Annotated in this window: 23 protein-coding genes, 2 tRNA genes and 1 pseudogene; 19 read left to right on the forward strand and 7 right to left on the reverse strand. The window is 58.4% G+C overall.

The annotated features are described in order from the left end of the window. The first annotated feature begins 1 nt into the window (after position 1). From D3878_RS08170 to D3878_RS08175, 3 genes are all read left to right on the forward strand, one after another. Positions 2-796: a thymidylate synthase gene (locus D3878_RS08170; protein ID WP_119785011.1), complete on the forward strand. Its 795-nt coding sequence runs from the start codon at positions 2-4 to the stop codon at positions 794-796. 114 nt (positions 797-910) lie between these two features. Beyond that, entirely contained in the window at positions 911-1,036 is a 126-nt protein-coding gene (locus D3878_RS24615) for a hypothetical protein (protein ID WP_274381903.1), read from the forward strand. 33 nt (positions 1,037-1,069) lie between these two features. Next, positions 1,070-1,300 (forward strand): hypothetical protein, encoded by a 231-nt coding sequence (locus D3878_RS08175; protein WP_119785012.1) that lies wholly within the window; start codon positions 1,070-1,072, stop codon positions 1,298-1,300. A 40-nt stretch (positions 1,301-1,340) separates the two neighbouring features. Here the strand turns inward: D3878_RS08175 and D3878_RS24620 are convergent, their stop codons facing one another. Continuing rightward, entirely contained in the window at positions 1,341-1,475 is a 135-nt protein-coding gene (locus tag D3878_RS24620; RefSeq protein ID WP_274381904.1) for a hypothetical protein, read from the reverse strand. 306 nt (positions 1,476-1,781) lie between these two features. Between D3878_RS24620 and D3878_RS23460 the strand changes: the two genes are divergently transcribed. Then, positions 1,782-2,006: a DUF2116 family Zn-ribbon domain-containing protein gene (locus D3878_RS23460; RefSeq protein ID WP_147383909.1), complete on the forward strand. Its 225-nt coding sequence runs from the start codon at positions 1,782-1,784 to the stop codon at positions 2,004-2,006. A 178-nt stretch (positions 2,007-2,184) separates the two neighbouring features. After that, the gene (locus D3878_RS08190; protein WP_158592213.1) at positions 2,185-2,505 is read left to right on the forward strand and encodes a DUF3135 domain-containing protein; all 321 of its coding nucleotides are present in this window, start codon (positions 2,185-2,187) and stop codon (positions 2,503-2,505) included. A 110-nt stretch (positions 2,506-2,615) separates the two neighbouring features. On the opposite strand, the gene D3878_RS08195 is transcribed toward D3878_RS08190, so the two are convergent. From D3878_RS08195 to D3878_RS24305, 3 genes are all read right to left on the reverse strand, one after another. Continuing rightward, entirely contained in the window at positions 2,616-4,133 is a 1,518-nt protein-coding gene (locus D3878_RS08195; protein ID WP_119785016.1) for a right-handed parallel beta-helix repeat-containing protein, read from the reverse strand. Between the two features lie 167 nt (positions 4,134-4,300). Continuing rightward, on the reverse strand, positions 4,301-4,564 hold the full coding sequence (locus tag D3878_RS08200) for a DUF1488 family protein (RefSeq protein WP_158592214.1): 264 nt from the start codon (positions 4,562-4,564) through the stop codon (positions 4,301-4,303). Between the two features lie 110 nt (positions 4,565-4,674). Continuing rightward, complete coding sequence (locus tag D3878_RS24305; RefSeq protein WP_233556272.1) at positions 4,675-4,830, reverse strand: hypothetical protein; 156 nt, start codon at positions 4,828-4,830, stop codon at positions 4,675-4,677. Between the two features lie 196 nt (positions 4,831-5,026). Here D3878_RS24305 and D3878_RS23750 point away from each other — a divergent pair, with 196 nt between their 5' ends. The 3 genes from D3878_RS23750 (at position 5,027) to D3878_RS08210 (ending at position 7,630) form a co-directional block, all read left to right on the forward strand. Beyond that, positions 5,027-5,188, forward strand: a complete 162-nt coding sequence (locus D3878_RS23750) for a hypothetical protein (RefSeq protein WP_158592215.1) — start codon at positions 5,027-5,029, stop codon at positions 5,186-5,188. Positions 5,189-5,326: 138 nt separating this feature from the next. Beyond that, positions 5,327-5,641 (forward strand): PsiF family protein, encoded by a 315-nt coding sequence (locus D3878_RS08205; protein ID WP_119785018.1) that lies wholly within the window; start codon positions 5,327-5,329, stop codon positions 5,639-5,641. Between the two features lie 183 nt (positions 5,642-5,824). Beyond that, a complete protein-coding gene (locus D3878_RS08210; protein ID WP_199688117.1) occupies positions 5,825-7,630 on the forward strand; it encodes a PHA/PHB synthase family protein in 1,806 nt (601 codons plus the stop codon). 126 nt (positions 7,631-7,756) lie between these two features. Here D3878_RS08210 and D3878_RS08215 read toward each other — a convergent pair. Next, positions 7,757-8,860: pseudogene (locus tag D3878_RS08215) on the reverse strand (trypsin-like peptidase domain-containing protein); the annotation flags it as partial. 199 nt (positions 8,861-9,059) lie between these two features. Here D3878_RS08215 and trxC point away from each other — a divergent pair. Continuing rightward, positions 9,060-9,494 carry a thioredoxin TrxC gene (gene trxC, locus D3878_RS08220; protein ID WP_119785020.1) on the forward strand — a complete coding sequence of 145 codons (435 nt, stop codon included), beginning with the start codon at positions 9,060-9,062 and terminating at the stop codon, positions 9,492-9,494. 78 nt (positions 9,495-9,572) lie between these two features. Here the strand turns inward: trxC and acs are convergent, their stop codons facing one another. After that, positions 9,573-11,555, reverse strand: coding sequence for an acetate--CoA ligase (acs, locus tag D3878_RS08225; protein ID WP_119785021.1), 1,983 nt, complete (start codon positions 11,553-11,555; stop codon positions 9,573-9,575). A gap of 24 nt (positions 11,556-11,579) precedes the next feature. Here acs and D3878_RS23755 point away from each other — a divergent pair, with 24 nt between their 5' ends. The 6 genes from D3878_RS23755 to D3878_RS08250 all read left to right on the forward strand — a co-directional run bounded on the left by D3878_RS23755 (position 11,580) and on the right by D3878_RS08250 (position 15,148). Then, entirely contained in the window at positions 11,580-11,738 is a 159-nt protein-coding gene (locus D3878_RS23755) for a hypothetical protein (RefSeq protein ID WP_158592216.1), read from the forward strand. 48 nt (positions 11,739-11,786) lie between these two features. Further along, on the forward strand, positions 11,787-12,404 hold the full coding sequence (locus D3878_RS08230) for a YqhA family protein (RefSeq protein ID WP_119785022.1): 618 nt from the start codon (positions 11,787-11,789) through the stop codon (positions 12,402-12,404). Positions 12,405-12,422: 18 nt separating this feature from the next. Further along, positions 12,423-13,961 carry a fumarate hydratase gene (locus D3878_RS08235; protein WP_119785023.1) on the forward strand — a complete coding sequence of 513 codons (1,539 nt, stop codon included), beginning with the start codon at positions 12,423-12,425 and terminating at the stop codon, positions 13,959-13,961. A gap of 26 nt (positions 13,962-13,987) precedes the next feature. Further along, positions 13,988-14,839 (forward strand): glutamate racemase, encoded by an 852-nt coding sequence (gene murI, locus D3878_RS08240; RefSeq protein ID WP_233556273.1) that lies wholly within the window; start codon positions 13,988-13,990, stop codon positions 14,837-14,839. A 102-nt stretch (positions 14,840-14,941) separates the two neighbouring features. After that, positions 14,942-15,017: transfer RNA gene (locus tag D3878_RS08245), tRNA-His, on the forward strand. A 56-nt stretch (positions 15,018-15,073) separates the two neighbouring features. Further along, positions 15,074-15,148 (forward strand) — tRNA-Thr (locus D3878_RS08250). A gap of 40 nt (positions 15,149-15,188) precedes the next feature. On the opposite strand, the gene D3878_RS08255 is transcribed toward D3878_RS08250, so the two are convergent. Continuing rightward, a complete protein-coding gene (locus D3878_RS08255; RefSeq protein WP_119785025.1) occupies positions 15,189-17,711 on the reverse strand; it encodes a sulfatase-like hydrolase/transferase in 2,523 nt (840 codons plus the stop codon). A 268-nt stretch (positions 17,712-17,979) separates the two neighbouring features. On the opposite strand from D3878_RS08255, the gene D3878_RS08260 reads away from it, so the two are divergent. From D3878_RS08260 to D3878_RS08275, 4 genes are all read left to right on the forward strand, one after another. Next, complete coding sequence (locus D3878_RS08260; RefSeq protein WP_119785026.1) at positions 17,980-18,537, forward strand: DUF1269 domain-containing protein; 558 nt, start codon at positions 17,980-17,982, stop codon at positions 18,535-18,537. Between the two features lie 93 nt (positions 18,538-18,630). Next, positions 18,631-19,059: an ElaB/YgaM/YqjD family protein gene (locus tag D3878_RS08265; protein WP_158592217.1), complete on the forward strand. Its 429-nt coding sequence runs from the start codon at positions 18,631-18,633 to the stop codon at positions 19,057-19,059. Positions 19,060-19,073: 14 nt separating this feature from the next. After that, positions 19,074-19,439 (forward strand): phage holin family protein, encoded by a 366-nt coding sequence (locus tag D3878_RS08270; RefSeq protein WP_119785028.1) that lies wholly within the window; start codon positions 19,074-19,076, stop codon positions 19,437-19,439. Then, positions 19,436-19,810: a hypothetical protein gene (locus D3878_RS08275; protein ID WP_119785029.1), complete on the forward strand. Its 375-nt coding sequence runs from the start codon at positions 19,436-19,438 to the stop codon at positions 19,808-19,810. Before D3878_RS08270 ends, D3878_RS08275 begins: the two co-directional genes overlap by 4 nt. The last annotated feature ends 38 nt before the right edge of the window (positions 19,811-19,848 follow it).

The following is a 19,848-nucleotide window of genomic DNA, read 5'->3' on the forward strand; positions in this document are numbered from 1 at the left end:
CATGCGCCAATACCTCGACTTCATGCGCCATGTCCAGCAACATGGCACCGAAAAAACCGACCGCACCGGCACCGGCACCCGTTCGGTGTTCGGCTATCAGATGCGCTTCAATCTGCAGGAAGGCTTCCCGCTGGTCACCACCAAGAAGCTGCACCTGAAGTCGATCATCCATGAATTGATCTGGTTCCTGGCCGGCTCGACCAACACCAGATACCTGAAAGACAATGGCGTCTCGATCTGGGACGAGTGGGCCGATGCCGAAGGCAACCTGGGGCCGATCTACGGCTACCAGTGGCGCTCCTGGCCAGCGCCCAACGGCCAGCACATCGACCAGATCGCCCAGGTCCTGGAGCAGATCAAACACAATCCTGATTCGCGCCGCATGATCGTCTCGGCATGGAACGTGGCCGACATCCCGCAGATGAAGCTGCCGCCCTGCCACGCCTTCTTCCAGTTCTATGTCGCTGACGGCAAGCTGTCTTGCCAGCTGTACCAGCGCAGCGCCGACATTTTCCTCGGCGTGCCTTTCAACATCGCTTCCTACGCCCTGCTCACCCATATGATGGCGCAGCAGGCCGGCCTGGAAGTGGGCGACTTCGTCTGGACCGGCGGCGACTGCCATATTTATTCGAACCACATGGACCAGGTCGCCGAGCAACTTTCGCGCACCAGCTTCCCGCTGCCAAGCTTGAACATCCGGCGCAAGCCGGCGTCGATCTTCGACTACAAGTTTGAGGATTTCGAAATTGTCGGCTACCAGTCGCACGCCGCCATCAAGGCGCCGGTCGCCGTATAGACGAGCATTGCCTGGCTGGTGAAACCGCCTGTGGATTACTCACACGAATCGTGGACAATACTGTGGACAAGTGCCGAACAGATAAGCTAAGCACTTGTTTTAAAAAGATTTTTCATGACCGATGAAAAATCAGGCAAGTCTGCTTCCGGCTTGCCCCGCCCTGCTTTGCTGCCCACATTTTTTTTGAATGCGCAACATCCGGATTACAACGATTTCCTGTTGGTATTTACAGTAAAATAGGCAATCCGACCAAGGTCGCCCCGGATATGCATCATGAGCAACACCATTTTTGAATTAAGAGATTCTGTCGAAGTTTCCACCGGACGTCTGGGACACGTTCGCATGAAGCAGGAAAACTACAACCAGGAAGTGGCCATCATCACGGTCCATCCCGACGACATCCCGCAATTAATCGAACAGCTTGAAAAAGTCGGCAAGGAAGCGCAAGCAATCCGCGAAGAATTGCGCAACAGATCGACGACAAAAGAAGCCGACAAGCCCTAGGCAATATCAAATTGCGCGGCGGCGCGTGTGCCGCCAAGCTTCAAGCGTCCGTGATTGCCACGATCAGGGATGTCAAGGCAAGCCCCATCAAGGTAATTGCAATTTTTCTGGTGTGGCTTTTTGCCGCTTGCAGCTTATTCCAGCGCCGGTCAAATAGGGAATCATTCGCTTCCATAAAATACCACCTGTAAAAAAACGTTGATTTATTGTATTCCTGGAAAATTCAAAATGTATTAATTTTTCGCAAACAGATGCCAGTTTGCAACATTTGTATGGGTCGGTGCCGCCTCACGTAATGGGATTTTCGGCCCGCATCCCCCGCGCTCCCAATTGGCTGTCGAATATTGGTGCCATCAAAGTCCTTCGCATTCGTTGCTTCCCATCTGTTCCTTTGATTTTTCTCATAGTCTTCTGCCACTCCGGAATTAATCTTGATCAATCAATTGCAAATCGTGCATTGATTCAAAATTGAGGAGCGGAAATGCAAATCACGGCATCACATCCCGGCAACAATCCGGATCGGCACCTGATTTCCCGCGAAAGCGGCGCTGAACTGGAGGAGCGCGTTGTGAAATCTCATTGCTGGTATTGCAATAAACCCTTGTACATCCACCGTAACTATTGCAGCACGGAATGCAGAGAAGCAATGTATGAAGACAATGAGCACGCCAGGCAACGCCGCATGATTTTTGGTTGCCAGTGCTGACTCAACAGTGCTGATTCAAGCCGGCTAAAGCAAGTCATCGTGGCATATCCAAAGGCACCAGACAAACTTCCTTTGCGCGGCACCCTATCCTGCCGGCAGTTGAATTGATGCGACACAAACTCCATTACGCATGGCATATTATTGTCAAAGCAATCTCAAAGATTGTAGAGGCCATGCCATGCCGCTTCCTACCGCCATCCCGGATTTTGACATGCTGGTGACGCTGCACCAGCACGACCCGCAAGCTTTCGAGGCGCTGCGCTGTCACTTGCTACAGGAAGCATTGGACGCGGCGCCGGCGGCACGGCGCGCCAGCCTGGAATTGCTGCTGGGGCGCATCGAGGCGGCGCGGGCAGCAAGCGCGTCGCCGCAGCAGGCAGCCAGTATTGCCTTTGCCATGATGGCCGAATCGCTGCAGGAATTGCGGGATTCCTGGCAACAAGCGTTTCATGCGCTGAGTGAATTACAAACCCACCTGCTGCTTGAAAAAGTCCGTTAAGCAGGCTTTGCCCTATTTTTTACCAGCAGGAAATACGTCTTTAAAATCATTCACTTAGGAAATTTCTTCTATACTTATCCACAAGCTTGTGCACGATTCATGTGAACAAGTCAGCGCATCCCCACGGCGAGCGGCGCAATTGTGCGTGCAGCGCCGGGAAACCCCAGGCAATCCGCAAAATCCTCGAACGCCCCATAGACTGGTTGCGCCGGCCGATTCCGCCCGCACAGGTCACTTGCCTGGGTTTTGCCGGCATCGCGCCGAGGTGGCGCCGTGCGCCAGGCCAGATCAAGCGTCGCCGGCTGCCGGTACAGCGCGCGTGCCGTATGCCATCCCAGGTAGCTGGCGGCCATGGCGCCCGTGAGATTATCGACGGCGCGCACCACGCCATCATCGCGGCTGCGAATCAGGCCGTCGACCAGGTTACCCTCGATATCGGCGCTACTGACGGCAAAACGCACCGTGATCCCGGCGGTGTCGAGCAGCGTGTTATGCGCCACCTTGCTGGCGGAGGCGCGGTTGAGGTAAATGCCATCGTCGGAACAGGAAGCGATCAGGTTGCCGTCAATGCTGCCGCCATCATGCTCGGTAAGGCAACGACGATCGCGGCAATAATCGCTGCCGGTGCCGCCGCCGCCCAGCGACAAGCCGACGCGCTGGCCGGGCGCACCGCGCAAGGCGCGTTCGCACAGGATGATGTTGCGCTCGAAACGGTTGCCACTGCCCGCGCCCTTGGCAAATGCGCCATAGCTGACGCGGTTGCCTTCCCCCTTGATGAAGTCGCTGATCAGGTTGCCGCGAATGCGCCAGTCGCTGGCGCCGACCAGGTCGATCGGGGTGACCGGGTTGGCGGTCTGGCGCACACTGGCATTGCTCAGGGTATTGGCTTCAATGACGCCATGATCCGGGTAAATATTGCCTTCGCCATTGATCTTGAAATGCGCATTGAAATCGGTGATCACGTTATTGCGCGCAATGAAATGGGATGCCTGCGAGACGACATGAAAAGCATGTTCGCAATCACCATGTTGCCGGCATACGCCCTGGATCGTCAGGTTTTCAAACACCCAGTAAGGCGCGGACACCTTGAAGCCTTCGCTCAGGCCAAACAGCAGGGTGACCGTGCCCGGCTGCTGCGCGCGCACCGTAATCGGCATGGCGGAACTGCCAGGCTGGCTGGCAACGATGGTTCTGTCGCTGAAATGGTAGCTGCCGGGCAGGAAAGTGATCACATTGCCGGGGCGCGCCGCCTGTATCGCAGTGCGGGCGGCAGCGGCGGAATCGACAAATACCACCTGCCTCGCCTGGACTGCCTGCGGGATGGCGGCATTGACTGTCGCAGCCGGCACAGGCTGGGCGCCAAGCGTCAGCGCCGGCAGCGCGAAGGGAAGCTGATCGCCGCGATCAAGTGCGACCAACGTACGCCCGGCCCAGCTGCCGAAGCCGGCGATAAGCGGATTGTGGCCCTCGGCGCGGCGTTCGAGGTACGGCCCCAGACTACGCGGCGCGATTTCCAGACGTTCGACCAGCAGCGCCAATGCCAGCGCCAATGCCAGCGCCAGCAAAGCCAGCGTCGCGGCGGCGCTCCACAGGAAACTCTTGCGGGTAATGAAAGGCGCGGCAGACATGTTTGCGTCAAGACTCCCTGGCGTGGCGAAGCGAAAGGAATGCGGCCACGCGGCCATTGCCTGGCATGCGCCGTGAGCGCAAACGCGTCCGTCATCCGGGGGACAGTTTAAAGGATCGCCGCCGCACTGGCAAAATTCCCGCTATGCCCTCGCCGTACACTCAACATTCAGGCGGCGTGCGGTCGGAATGACCAGGGACCGATCACCAGCGGCATGTCGGTCTGGCCGGCGTTGAGCAGGCGCCGCGCCACTTGCTGGATGCGATATTCATTGCGCCGGTAGATCGCCGCCAGGTCCTGCGGATCAGCATCCTCGGAAAGTAGATACAAGGCTTGCCGCAGCACGATGCATTTGCGACGTGAAAAACCTTCCGCGAGCGTGAACGCCACGCCATCAAGGCCGGGTTCATTGATTACCAGTTCATTTAGCATTGCCATTCTCCCGATTCGCAGAACAAAGTCCCCACGGAAAGGATAAAACCGAACGGCAATTAATCGTTGCGACTAATCAATAGATAAACCTGCGCCTGTCATGCCTGTGCTCATGGATTGTCCAGCAAGCGCCGCACGAATTGCGTGACCTCCTGACGCGCCTGCGCATCGTGAAACGTGCTATGCCCGAAAGCCGGCACGATGACACTTTTCGCCTCGGCGCGCCCTGCCGTTTGATCGTCCTCACATAGGACAGAAAGGACCATTTGAATTCGCCGGACTAACGCCTCCAGGACACACCATCGGATGAATCCCGTCGTCCCTCGTCAATTTATTGGCGCATTGCACAAAAAATCCGTCCCGCAGAGCAATCCAACGCCCCTTAAAAATCATTCCACCAAGAACCAAATTCGATCTACAATCAGCCACTGCAATAATAACGGGGGTCGGATGCTTTTTTTCGTGACGGTACTGGTTATCCTGCTGCTTGCCTTGGCCAGCTTTTATCTGGTCTGGTGCGCCACGGAAGATGGCGTGACCATGAAAGAACTCGATAACGTCTATTATCACGATCCTGCCTATATAGCGCATGCCCCGCGCGACGCCTGGAACGATCCGGACTGAGCTGCCGCCTTCACAACGCCGGCTTTCTCTCTGTCAATGAAAATTCGCACTGATTTGCAACTTTATGCTGTAATACAAGCAGCTTCAAGCCTTGTTCCGTTTACGCGAAGTTCCCCTGACCAATTCCTGGAGAAGTGCATGAAAAAACTGCTCGTCTTGCTCGCACTGACTGCCCCGCTCGCCCTGCAGGCCGTCCACGCGCAAACCGCTCAAACTGAGCCAAAGCCGACTGCGCAACAAAGCAAAATGACTACCTGCAATAAGGAAGCTGGCGACAAAAAAGGCGACTCGCGCAAGGCTTTCATGAAACAGTGCCTGAGCGCCAAACCTGCGGCGCCTGCCGACGGCCGCACCGCGCAGCAGGAAAAAATGAAGACCTGCAACCAGAATGCGACCGGAAAAAAAGGCGATGAACGCAAGGCTTTCATGAAGGAATGCCTGAAAAAGGACTGATGTTCCTTTCCCGCCAAAACCCGCCCGCGCGCTCGCCGGGCGGGTTTTTTCATGCCAGCCTGTGTTGCATCGAAGATTGCATTCCCGAAAACTCCGTACGCAAGGAAGGCTGATACAGCGCAAACACGGAATCTCGCGTCTTGTCTAAGGTGTACATAATCACTTCAGGAAAGACCCATCGCCATGGACAAGCAAACCGTTCCAGCCGGCGTAGAGCGCATGGCCAGCCCTTGGCTTGGCACCCTGCACCGCGACTTTCCCTTTTACCACGAGCCGTATAACCAGCCCCCCGCCGCCAATCTTGACCGCATGCTCAAGGCCGGGATCGGCAAGCTGACCGCGAATGTCTCGCCGATGTCGATCTGGATGGCCTACGTCGACTGGCTGGTGCACGTCCAGTGCTCGCCATCCAAGCAACAGGAATTATTGACCGAAGCGGCGCGAAAAATCTGGCGCTGGAACGAATACGAGCTGGAAGTGGCCCAGGACGACCCGCATGCCGAGCAAACCTCGGTAGTCCCGCTACCCCAGGACAAACGTTTTGCCGACCCGGCCTGGCGCCGCTGGCCCTTCAATGTCATTTCCCAAGGATTTCTTCTGACACAGCAATGGTGGCATCGCGCCACCACCGATGTTTCCGGTGTTTCGCTGCACCACGAAGAAGTGGTCAATTTCATGGTGCGCCAGATTCTCGACATGTACTCGCCATCGAATTTCTTGCTGACCAATCCGGTCGTCCTGCACGAAACCCTGCAGACTGGCGGGCGCAATCTGGTGGCGGGAATGCAGAATGCCATGAAGGATCTGGAACACACGATCAACGATACCCATCCGCAAGACCGGTCGAGCTTCAAGGTCGGCAAGAACCTTGCCGTCACGCCAGGCAAGGTGGTATTCCGCAACCGCCTGATCGAGCTGATCCGCTACCAGCCGACCACCGAGACCGTGCACGAAACGCCGATATTGTTCGTGCCGGCATGGATCATGAAATATTACATTCTCGACCTGTCGCCCAAAAATTCCCTGGTCAAATATCTGCTCGACCAGGGCTATACCGTGTTCATGATTTCCTGGAAAAACCCGCTGGCCTCGGACCGCGACATGTCGCTGGAGGATTACCGCAAGCTGGGTGTCATGGACGCCCTGGAAGCGGTGCTCGAACAGACCGGCGCATCGCATATCAATGCGGTCGGCTATTGCCTCGGTGGTACGCTATTGTCGATTGCCGCAGCTGCCATGGCGCGCCACCATGACCGGCGGCTGGCCAGCATGACGCTGTTCGCTTCGCAAGTCGATTTCAAGGAACCCGGCGAACTGTCGCTGTTCATCGACGAAAGCCAGATTACGCTGCTTGAGGCAATCATGTGGGACCAGGGCTATCTTGACACCAAACAGATGGCCGGTGCCTTCCAGCTGTTGCGCTCGAACGACCTGATCTGGTCGCGCCGGCTGAACCAGTACTTGCTGGGGCGGTCGGAGCCTGAAAACGATCTGATGGCCTGGAATGTCGATGCCACCCGCATGCCTTTCCGCATGCATTCCGAGTACCTGCGCAAGCTCTTCCTTGACAATGAACTCGCCGAAGGCGGCTATTGCGTCGATGACCAGCCGGTCGCCTTGACCGATATCCGCGCACCGATTTTTTTGGTCGGCACGCTCACTGACCATGTCGCCCCTTGGCGCTCGACCTTCAAGATCCATTTGCTGGCCGATACCGAAGTCACTTTCCTGCTGACCACTGGCGGCCACAACGCCGGCGTGGTGTCGCCGCCGGGGCAGCCACGCCGCAGCTATCAGGTGGCGACCAGCCAGCATCATGATCCGTATGTCGATCCGGATATCTGGCAAGCCCGGACGCCACGCCAGGAAGGCTCATGGTGGCCGGAATGGGAACGCTGGTTGCGCAAGCACTCCGGCAAGCACATCGCGCCGCCCCCATTCGGCAAGACTCTCTATGATGCACCCGGCAAGTACGTGCTGCAGCCCTGATGCGATTGATGCGATTGATGCGATTGATGCGATACCGGCAGCCTGCGACGGCCTGCGCCACCCACCAGCACAACAGGCCGCTGCTTATCCGCCTTGGTCCACCAACTCAGCCCGCCTTCAACCCGGCAATTCCTCCACGCTCAGCTTGAGCGCGATCAGCTTGTCCTTGCGCCACACCTCGGCGCTGACCGTGGTGCCGGGCCGCGTGCTCCCGACCAGCCGTGCCAGGTCGGCCGGATTCTGCACCGGCTTGCCGTCAAAGGAAAGCAGCACGTCGCCCGGCACGACCCCCGCGCGCGCCGCCGGTCCGCTGCGTTGTACCGCTGCCACCAACACGCCACGGGCTTCCTTCAGCCCCAGCGCGGCGGCGATATCCTGCGTCAATTCCTGTGACTGGATACCAATACGCCCGCGCGTCACCTTGCCGGTTTCGCGTAATTGGCGGGAAATATCCAGCGCGATATCGATTGGAATGGCAAACGAGATGCCCATGTAGCCGCCGGTCTGGCTGTAAATCTGCGAATTGATGCCGACCACATCCCCGCGGGTGCTGAACAAGGGCCCGCCGGAATTGCCGGGATTGACCGCCACATCGGTCTGGATGAAGGGTACATAACTACCATTGGGCAACAAACGCCCCTTGGCGCTGACCACGCCCACCGTAACGCTGTTTTCAAAACCGAAGGGTGCACCAATCGCCGCCACCCATTCGCCCGCCTCCAACCGGTTGGGATCGCCCATCGTCACCACCGGCAAGTTCTTGGCATCGATCTTGATCAGGGCCACATCCGTGTAGCGGTCGAAGCCGATCACCTTGGCCTGGAATTCGCGCTTGTCGGTCAGCTTGACCAAGACTTCATCGGTATCGGCGACCACATGGGCATTGGTCAGCACATAACCATCCGGACTGATGATGAAGCCGGAACCCAGGCCCGCCTGGGGCGCTTCACCGAATTGCGGCAAGCCGCCAAAACGCCGGAAAAACTCATAGAAGGGGTCGCCCTCGCGCAAGCCACTCCCCTCGCCGCCACTGCCCGCGCGCAAGGTGCTGATGTTAACCACTGCCAAGCCTTCACGCTTGACCAGCTCGACGAAATTCGGCAAGGCCAGACCCGGCGCGGGAACCGTGGCCGGCACTGTTTTGCTCGCCGGCGCAGGTGGTGGCGCGGGCGCCGGCGAGCAGGCGGCAAGCGCGATCGCCACGGCCGCTGCCGCGCAATTTGCAGGAATACCCGGGCGCGTGGACATGCTGGCTCCTTGTTTCGGCTCTGACGGGAAGGCTGGCTTATGATGCACCCAAGGCGGGCAGCGGGCATTCATCTGCATCAAGCGCGGTTGCCGACATCTTGAATTCGCCCGCCCTGCCACCATGTTCACATTCATGGGGTCAGGCAAAACCGTCGCCTGGTCACCACTCACAAGGCAAGCCATGTCCCTCCTCCACCTCGTCTGCCCCGCCTGCCAGTCAGTCAACCGCGTTCCCGAAGAGCGCCTGCGCGATGCCCCCGATTGCGGCCGCTGTCATCGGCCGTTGTTTAGCGGCCAGCCGCTGGCATTGACGACCGCCGAATTCGAACGCCACTTGCAAAAAAGCGACATCCCCCTGCTGGTGGATTTCTGGGCGCCGTGGTGCGGCCCCTGTCGCATGATGGCGCCGGCGTTCGAGCAAGCGGCGGCGCAGCTGGAACCGCATTTTCGCCTGGTCAAGGTCAATACCGAAGAAGAACAGACGCTGGCCGCCCGTTACGCCATCCGCAGTATCCCGACCCTGGCAATCTTCCGCCACGGCCAGGAAATCCGCCGCCAGGCCGGCGCCATGGGCGCCGCCGACATCGTGCGCTGGGCGCGCAACGCGCCCCGTTGAGGCCACCCCACGGCGTGCCGCGGCATGAAAAAAGCCGGCGGGGCATGTGCCGCGCCGGCTTGATTTTCTGCAGAGACTTTACTGTGCCTGTTTCAGTTGATCAAGGATCGCCGGATTTTCCAGGGTCGAGATATCCTGGGTGATTTCCTCGCCCTTGGCCAAGACGCGCAACAGGCGCCGCATGATCTTGCCGGAACGGGTCTTGGGCAGGTTGTCGCCGAAACGCAGTTCCTTCGGCTTGGCGATCGGGCCGATCTCCTTGGCCACCCAGTCCCGCAATTCCTTGGCAATCTGCCTGGCTTCCTCGCCGCTCGGACGCGAACGCTTCAGGACCACGAAGGCACAGATCGCTTCGCCGGTGGTCTCGTCAGGCTTGCCGACCACGGCCGCTTCCGCCACCAGCGGATGGGCCACCAGCGCCGACTCGATTTCCATGGTCCCCATGCGATGGCCGGAGACGTTCAGCACATCGTCGATGCGCCCGGTAATGGTGAAGTAACCGGACTCCTTGTTGCGGATGGCGCCATCCCCCGCCAGATAAAGCTTGCCGCCAAATTCTTCCGGGAAGTAACTCTTCTTGAAGCGCTCCGGATCGTTCCAGATGGTACGGATCATCGCCGGCCATGGCCGCTTGACCACCAGGATGCCGCCCTGGCCATTGGGCAAGTCATTGCCGGTCTCGTCGACGATCGCCGCCATGATGCCCGGCAAAGGCAGGGTGCAGGAGCCCGGCACCATGGGGGTGGCCCCCGGCAGCGGCGAAATCATGTGGCCGCCGGTTTCGGTTTGCCAGAAGGTATCGACAATCGGGCATTGCTCGCGGCCGATATTCTTGTAGTACCACATCCACGCTTCCGGATTGATGGGTTCACCCACCGAACCGAGGATGCGCAGGCTGGACAGGTCGTATTGCGATGGATGCACCTTGGCATCGGCATCGGCCGCCTTGATCAGCGAGCGGATGGCGGTGGGCGCGGTATAGAAGATGCTGACCTTGTGGCGGGCGATCATGTCCCAGAAACGCCCGGCGTTCGGGTAGGTCGGGATGCCTTCGAAGACGACTTGCGTCGCGCCCACCGCCAGCGGACCATAGGCAATGTAGGTGTGGCCGGTGACCCAACCGATGTCGGCGGTGCACCAGAAGATATCGGCTGGCTTGATGTCGAAGGTCCACTTCATGGACAGGGCCGCCCACAGCAGGTAGCCGCCGGAAGCATGCTGCACCCCCTTGGGCTTGCCGGTGGAACCCGACGTGTAGAGGATGAAGAGTGGATGCTCGGCATTCACCCATTCCGGTTCGCAGGTGTCGGCCTGGCTGGCCACCAGTTCGTGCAGCCAGAGGTCACGGCCTGCGGCGACAGCGATATTGCCGCCGGTGCGGCGATAGATGACGACATTCCTGATGGTGTCGCAACCGCCCAGCGCCAGCGCTTCATCGACAATGGCTTTCAGGGGCAGGTGCTTGCCGCCGCGCAGTTGCTCGTCGGCAGTGATCACCGCCACGGCGCCGGCGTCGATGATGCGCTCCTGCAGCGACTTGGCGGAAAAACCGCCAAACACCACCGAGTGGGTGGCGCCGATGCGCGCGCATGCCTGCATGGCGGCGATGCCTTCGACCGACATCGGCATGTAAATGACCACACGATCGCCCTTCTGGATGCCAAGGGATTTGAGGCCATTGGCCAGCTGGCATACCCGCCGGTGCAATTCGCGGTAGCTCACCTGGCTCACTTCGCCGCCATCGGCTTCGAAAATCACCGCAGTCTTGTCGGCATTGCCATTGGCGAGGTTGCGATCCAGGCAATTCCAGGAAACATTCAATTCGCCATCGCCAAACCATTTGTAGAACGGCGCCTGCGATTCATCCAGGGTTTGCGTGAAAGGCTTGTGCCAGTCGAGGTTTTCCCGGGCCAGCCTGGCCCAGAAGCCTGCGTAATCCCGGTCGGCCTCGGCGCAGAGCGCCCGGTAGGCATTCATTCCGGAAATCGCCGCATCTTTTACCAGATTGGCGGGCGGATTAAAGATTCGGCTTTCCTGTTTTGCACTTTCGACATCGGCCATTGAGTTCTCCTGCAAGCAGTTGTTATGAATGAAATCACGCTAATTTTATTTTTTTCTATTGTATCGCTTGTTATTCAATTTGCACGGCTATCCGGAAAAGTCTTATTTTTTGACAATTTAATCCCGCAAAATCGGGCAATGGCCATGCATAAGCCAGTGCAAGCCATGGCCGGCGCCGTGTAAAATTGCGGGATTCGTTTTTTGAACCCAAGCATCATTTTCGGAATAAACATGTCACCCAAGGAAGATCTCGAAGTGCGCGCCAGCCGGCCGATCCGTCCGCTACCCAATCTGATTTTCATGAGCCGCTGGCTGCAGCTGCCGCTGTACCTCGGCCTGATCCTCGCGCAAGTTGTCTATGTCTTCCACTTCTGGGTCGAACTGACCGACCTGATCGGCGCCGTACTGGGCGACGCCTCCTCGCTGGCGCATATTCTTTCCGCAGTCTCGATTGATGGCGCCCCGCGCGGCACCAAACTGACCGAAAGCACCATCATGCTGGTGGTGCTGGGCCTGATCGACGTGGTGATGATTTCCAATCTGCTGATCATGGTGATCGTTGGCGGTTACGAAACCTTTGTCTCGCGCATGAATCTGGAGAGCCACCCTGACCAGCCGGAATGGCTCTCGCACGTGAATGCTTCAGTGCTGAAGGTCAAGCTGGCCACCGCCATCATCGGCATTTCCTCGATCCACCTGTTGAAAACATTCATCAACGCTAGTGCCTATGACACCAAGGTGTTGCTGGCGCAAACCGGCATCCACCTGGCTTTCCTGCTGTCGGCGCTGGCGATCGCCTATACCGACAAGCTGCTCGCAGGAGCGCACGGACCGGATTCCCATCATTAAACCTTTGAAGGCACTTTCATGACTATCATCAAGCAAGAAGACCTGATCGAATCCGTTGCAGCGGCGCTGCAATACATCAGCTACTACCACCCGGCCGATTACATCCAGCATCTGGCACGCGCCTACAAGACCGAGCAAAGCCCGGCAGCAAAAGATGCAATTGCGCAGATCCTGACCAACTCAAAAATGTGCGCCGAAGGCCACCGGCCGATTTGCCAGGACACCGGTATCGTCAACGTGTTCCTGAAGATCGGCATGGAGGTGCGCTTCGAAGGCTTCAAGGGTTCGATCACCGACGCCGTCAACGAAGGCGTGCGCCGCGGCTACGCCAATTCCGACAATCTGCTGCGCGCCTCCGTGGTGGCCGACCCGCTGTTCGACCGCAAGAACACCAAGGACAACACCCCTGCCGTGATCCACATGGAAGTCGTGCCCGGCAACACCGTCGACGTGCAAGTCGCGGCCAAGGGCGGCGGCTCGGAAAACAAGTCCAAGTTCGTCATGCTCAACCCTTCCGACTCGGTGGTCGACTGGGTCCTGAAGACCGTGCCGACCATGGGCGCCGGCTGGTGCCCACCGGGCATGCTGGGCATCGGCATCGGCGGCACCGCCGAAAAGGCGATGCTGATGGCCAAGGAATCGCTGATGGACCACATCGACATGTACGAATTGCTGCAGCGCGGCCCGCAGAACAAGCTGGAAGAACTGCGCATTGAACTTTATGAAAAGGTCAACGCGCTGGGCATCGGCGCCCAGGGCCTGGGCGGCCTGACGACCGTATTGGACGTCAAGATCAACATGTATCCGACCCACGCCGCATCCAAGCCGGTGGCCATGATCCCGAACTGTGCGGCGACCCGCCATGCGCACTTCGTGCTCGATGGCTCCGGCCCCGCCTATATCGATCCGCCGTCGCTGTCCGACTGGCCGGACGTGCAATGGCTGCCGGATACCGAGAAGTCCAAGCGCATCGACCTCGACACCCTGACCCGCGAAGAAGTCGCTTCCTGGAAGCCCGGCCAGACCCTGCTGTTGAACGGCAAGATGCTGACCGGCCGCGACGCCGCCCACAAGCGCATCGCCGACATGCTGGCCAAGGGTGAACAATTGCCGGTCGACTTCACCAACCGCGTGATCTACTACGTTGGCCCGGTCGATCCCGTGCGTGACGAGGTGGTTGGCCCGGCTGGCCCGACCACGGCCACCCGCATGGACAAGTTCACCGACATGATGCTGGAAAAAACCGGCCTGATCTCGATGATCGGCAAGGCCGAACGCGGCCCGGTTGCCATCGAATCGATCAAGAACCACAAGTCGGCCTATCTGATGGCCGTTGGCGGCTCGGCTTACCTGGTCTCCAAGGCCATCAAGAGCGCCAAGGTGGTCGGTTTTGCCGATCTGGGCATGGAAGCCATCTATGAATTCGAAGTCAAGGACATGCCGGTGACGGTAGCCGTGGATTCGAATGGCGTTTCGGTACACAACACCGGGCCAAAGGAATGGCAGGAACGCATTGCCGCCGCCAAGCTCATCGATATCCCGGTGATGCCGGCTTAAGTTTCCCGCAGCGTTTACGCCATATCATGAACCAGCCAGCGCCGATGGACAGGGATAACTCTGCCCCCATCGGCGTTTTCGATTCCGGCATCGGCGGCCTGTCGGTGTTGCGTCACATCTGTACGCATCTGCCCAACGAGCACCTGCTGTATTTTGCCGACTCCGGCTTTGCCCCCTACGGCGGCAAGCCGCGGGAAGTGATCGTCGCGCGCTCGCTGGGGATCGCCGAATTCCTGCTGGCGCAAGGCGCCAAGGCACTGGTGGTAGCCTGCAACACTGCCACCGCGGCCTCCATCAAGGCGCTGCGAGAGCGTTACCCTGCCCTGCCGGTGGTCGGCGTCGAACCCGGCCTGAAGCCGGCGGCAGCCCTCAGCAAGCGCGGCAAGGTCGGCGTACTGGCCACCGAGCGCACCCTGGCCAGCGAAAAGTTTCGCCAGTTGCAGGAACAAACCACGGCGACCACCGGCGTGCAATTCCTGCTGCGGGCCTGCAAGGGCCTGGCCGACCAGGTGGAAAAAGGTGAATTGCATTCCCCCGCCACCATGGTCTTGCTGAATCAGTATGTCACGCCGCTGCTGCAGGAAGGCGCCGACACCCTGGTGCTGGGCTGCACCCATTACCCCTTCGTGCAACCGGCCATCGAAAGCCTGGTGCACCAGGTCGCAGGCGCGCCGGTGGCGATCGTTGACACCGGGGAAGCGGTCGCGCGGCAACTGGTACGCCAACTGGACCAGCACGGCCTGCGGCGTTTCGATGGCGGGCCCGGCAGCCTGCGCGCCTTCACCACCGGCAGCCAGGCCACCCTGAGTCGGGCATTCGACGCCCTGTTGCACCTGCGCCCGGAAGTCACGGCAATCGCGTCCGGCGCCAGCAACTGACCGCCAATCCGACGTTTTACAGAGAGTTTGCCAGACGCGCGTGAATTTTGTATAATGGCTGGCTGCAAGGGTGCTAATCACCTTGGCAAGCGTTTTTCAGTGGCGGCTGTAGCTCAGTTGGTAGAGTCCAGGATTGTGATTCCTGTTGTCGCGGGTTCGAGCCCCGTCGGTCGCCCCACCGGATCAAGCAAAAAGCCCATCTGCCAAGATGGGCTTTTTCTTTAAGCAGATTTGGCCCATGTAGCTCAGTGGCAGAGCACTCCCTTGGTAAGGGAGAGGTCGGCAGTTCAATCCTGCCCATGGGCACCAAGAAATACCAGCACTTAGTCCCGCCTTTCCCCTCCCTCACCTAGTAATCGAACGCGCTCCGATAAGGCAGGCTGTAGGTATTGCTGCGCGCCAGCATGGCGCGGTCGATATCGTCCCTGGATCGGACCGACAGGTCCTTGATGCTGTATTGCAGTTTGCTTGCGGCCGGCAAGGAGGCAACGAAGGGATAAGCATCGATATCGAAGGCAATCCCCCGTACGCCGGCCTGCGCCAAAGATGGCAGGATGTCGCGCCCGAAACGCTGGCAATCGGCGCGCTGCGGATTGCCAGCGCAGTCGAGGCCAAAATCGGCGGGAAGCGCGTAAAACAGCTGGTAGCCGGCGTTGGCGAGGCGCTGCAAATGCGCCTTGTCCAGCCCCTCGAAATGCGGGATTTCAAGCACGACCCGGGCGCGCTGCGCTGGCGCGAACAGGCGCTCCAGCCGGGCCTGCAGCAGGCCCAGGTTGCGGTTGTCGGGGTTACTGATCGCCAGCAGCATGTGGCCTTCCAGCGGCGGCCCGAAGCGGAGCATATCCTCCAGTTGCAGATGATTGTTTTTCTGCGGCGGACGGTAAGCGTACAGCTTGCCGGCATTCGCATCGATGGTGATATCGACTTCGACACACTTGAATATGCTGGCAGCTTCGCGATATTTCAGCAGGCTATTGGTGCGGTAGGCGCAAAACTTGTTTTTATCGGCGCCAGGAAAGGCATTGTAGATGCGACGCTTGCGGAAGTAGTCGTGGCCCTGGTTGAGCAGGGCATGGCGGGACGAAGCGTCCTCATCGTCGACCGCCAGGATGAACTGGTTGCCGCGAATATCGGTACGCCGCAAGGCATAGCGTTTCGGCGCATGCAACTCTGGCCTGAACACCGACAGCAGCGCTCTGTCCTTGCTTTCGATCCCGGCCAGGTCGAGCAGGGTATCGCTCAGCCACTCCAGGCTGTAGGGCTTGTCGCGATTCGCCAGCGCCGCCTGGTACAAGTCCGGATACGCTTTCCTGGCCGCTGCGTTGAAATAGATGAAAAACGGGATTTCGATATGCCGGAAACTGTTTCTGCGTGAATCGTGGCTGGTACCCTCGAAAACTTCCTCGCCATGGTCGGCGAAATACAGGAATACCACCGGCATCTTGCGCTGCGCCACATCGTCGATCACGGCGCGCAGGTTTTTTGAAATGAAGGACATCGCCGAGTCATAACATTTGATCGACTCCATGCGCTCCCTCAAATCACCGACATACATGTCGCCAAACAGTGCCTTTTGCGGCAGGGGCGGCAGGATCTGTCCAGACACCCGCCATTCGTCGCGCGGGATGTTCTTGCAATAGTCGCCATGCCCGGCATAGGAATGCAGGAACATCATTTGCCGCGGCCGGTCCAGTTGCTCGGCCTGTTGCCGATAGGCTGCGATCAAGGCCCGGTCGGTTTTCCGGGTGCCATTGGAATAAGTTCGCTCCGCGCCATTCAAGACTTGCAGATGACGGGCATGCCGGCCGAACAATTCGGAATTCCAGTCCCAGCGCCCGACCAGGTTCTGGTTGGATATCCAGTGGGTTTCCATGTCAAATGCGCTCAACAAGGCGATGCTGTTGGCGCGATGTAAATCCTTGATCAGGCGAAACTGGTCGAGATAAGGCTCGCGGCTCAGGGTGAAGGCCCGGTAGAGCGACGGGAAGGTGTGGGAAAAGGAAGTCACCACATCGGTATAGAGGATCAGGTCCTGGCGTATTTCCTGGAGCGGATCGGGCAAGGAAGATGCCGGCGTATAAACCGGCAAGGTTTCCCGTGAAGTCGATTCGCCGATATACACCACGACATTGGGCGCATCGCGCTTTCTTTCCATCCCCAGCATGGCTTGTGCAGTGGACGCTTCCAGGCGGTCCCTGAAATAGTCGATCGGATGATAATTCGCTGCCATCTGATAAAAGAAATGGACGATCGTCAGCAGATAAATCACTGCGATGATTTTCAGCGCAATGCGGATATCGCCCAGCCCTGCCATGCCCATATTTTTTCGCAGCTGCGCGTACACGGGCACCAGCAACAGGGGACAGAACAGGACCAGCGCTTCCTTCGTGCTCAGCTTGATGAAGGAGAGATAAGATTCGATGAAATCCCCACTCTCCTGGGAATTGGCATGGATAATTTCCGCCATCGAATCCGTGCCCATATTGTCGAACTTACCCTTTGCCACCAAGGTCAGAATAAATATCATCAAGAAAAAAAACACCATCAACTTGCTGCGCCCGGGCTTGTGAAATCCCAGAGCACTGACCACCATGAGCAGCAGAATACCGACCAGCACGAGAAAGCCGATTTGATCAATCTTGTTAATGACATGGATGAGGGGATCGGCGAACCTGAACTGGTGCAGATAAGCCAGATTCCCCTGTAAAAATGACGTCACCGCGATCAGCAAGGCTGCACCGGCGGCATTAATTGTGAAGAAGTATTTTTTTAAAAAATCCAGCCAAGGTTTCACATATCTTCGGAGCACCGTCAACCGCTTCGGCTTTTTCTGCAATACGTCATTACATAGCTGCATTTCAACATGCATCATTGCCCTCGCCTCTCTTTGATGGCGTCACTTAAACAGATAGACCAGGCAATCATGGGAATAACGAGCAGCTTGTCATTGTTTCGTCATGATCGACAAACATCCTGGATTATCGTTCGGTTCAATCACCTTCTCCTTGCGACACGTCGGATCAAGGATGAAAATCCATTCCCGTCAGACATATCTGACGCCAGTTTCAGTGGCTTCCGACTGGCATTCGCTGGCTTTCCGATTACACTGAAAAATTCGCGCACCCACCGGAGGCATCCTCATGTCCGAACTGATTTCCGTAGCCTATCCGGATGCCTACAAGGCGGCCGACGTGCTCAATGCCATGCGGCGCCTGCAAAGCGAATACCTGATCGACCTTGAAGATGCAGCCTATATCACCAAGGATCAGGAAGGCAGGATACGCTTGCACCAGTCCGTCAACATCCCGGTCATTGGTGCCGTTTCCGGCACCTTCTGGGGCGCCCTGATCGGCATGATTTTTCTCAACCCCTTGCTGGGGGCAGCCATTGGCGCCGGCAGCGGCGCCCTGACTGGCGCCATTGCCGACTACGGCATCAACGATGACTTCATGAAAGGTCTGGCCGCCGAGTTGCGTCCGGACAGTTCAGCACTGTTCATCCTCGCGCGCCGCTACACGCCGGACAAGGTCATCGCGGAACTGGCGCAGTTTGGCGGCACTGTTTTACGCACCTCGCTGAGCAAGGAAGCCGAAGTGCAGCTGCAACATGCACTGGATGGCGAAGGCTTGCCGCCCGCCGACGCATTTCCCGCGACGACGGCAGCTGCGCCCAGCAATGCGCAATCCACACCGCCCTGATCAAGCGCAAAGCTGATCCGGCAAAACAGGTTGTAATGAAATGTGCGGTACATGCCGGCTACCTCTCTACACGGAATCAAAAGGAGCACCTTCATGAATCCAGAATATTCATCTTCTTCCCCCACTACTTCTTCAGACGTGAATGCCGCTTATCTTGGCAGTGGCATGGACGAAATGTCACAAGAGGAATTGGGAAAGGAAAGCCGTTCCACAGCAAGCGGCAGCAAACGCACTGGCGAGTCCCTGCGTACCGAACTAGGCAACCTGAAAAGCGACCTCGATACCCTGATCGGCCGTGCCACCAACCTGTCGGATACTGAATTGCGCCAGGAATATGCGCGCCTGATGACAAAATTCAGCTCGCTGCGGGCCGCCGCCAAGGGCGTGGCAGAACAAGCCGGCCAACAGCTTAACCGCGGCATGGACGCCACCTCCGGCTACGTACGCGAAAAGCCGCTGCAATCCGTGGCGGTGGCAACTGGTGTAGGAATGATGCTGGGCATGCTTTTTCATCGCCGTTGATGTAGCGCAGTCACATGCTGAATACCTTACGCAAATCCAGAAAGTTGTACGCGATCGCTTTGGATCGCCTGCACGATTACAAAGAATTGTTGCGTATCGAGTTGCAATTACAGGGACGCGGCGTGGGCGTGCAAATCGCCGCCTATATGCTGGCCGGACTGATGGCCGTGTTGGCCGTGACATTCATCGGCATCGCGATTATCGTCACGGCCTGGGACACGCCCTATCGCAGCGCGGCAGCCTGGCTGGTGGCCGCCTTGTATGCCTTGCTGGCGGGCATCTGCATGGTTTTTGTACGGAAGTACCACGCCGAATCGGCGCTCACGACGCTAAAAAGCGAATTGCAACGCGATTACAAGGTTTTGAAGGAGAGCCTGTGAATGCACACCATTCCTTGTCAGAGGAAAAACAGGCCCTGCTGGAGAGGATGCAGGCAAGCCGGGGCGCTTACCAGCGTATGTTGTTGGGTCAGGATGAAAATGAAGCAAGCCTGGTAGCGGATGCCCCCGTAAATTCATTTCCAAAGAGTAAAACAGTCAGATGGATTCGTGACCATCCTTATTTGACGCTACTGGGACTGACTGCCGTGGTCCTTGCCAGCCGACGGGCACCGCGCCAGGCAGCCCGTTCCCTGCTTCATAAAGGCGGCAACGCGGCCATGGCGCTCTCGCGCAATCAACAGGCGATCCGCTCGGCCATCGGGATTGTCGCCCTGCTGGCACGCGCGATCGACAAACGCCGTCCTCACTAAAGAATAATTAGAGGGCTTGACAGCTTAATTTGGCAACT

This window comes from Noviherbaspirillum sedimenti (assembly GCF_003590835.1).
In the GTDB taxonomy this organism is placed as follows: domain Bacteria; phylum Pseudomonadota; class Gammaproteobacteria; order Burkholderiales; family Burkholderiaceae_D; genus Paucimonas; species Paucimonas sedimenti.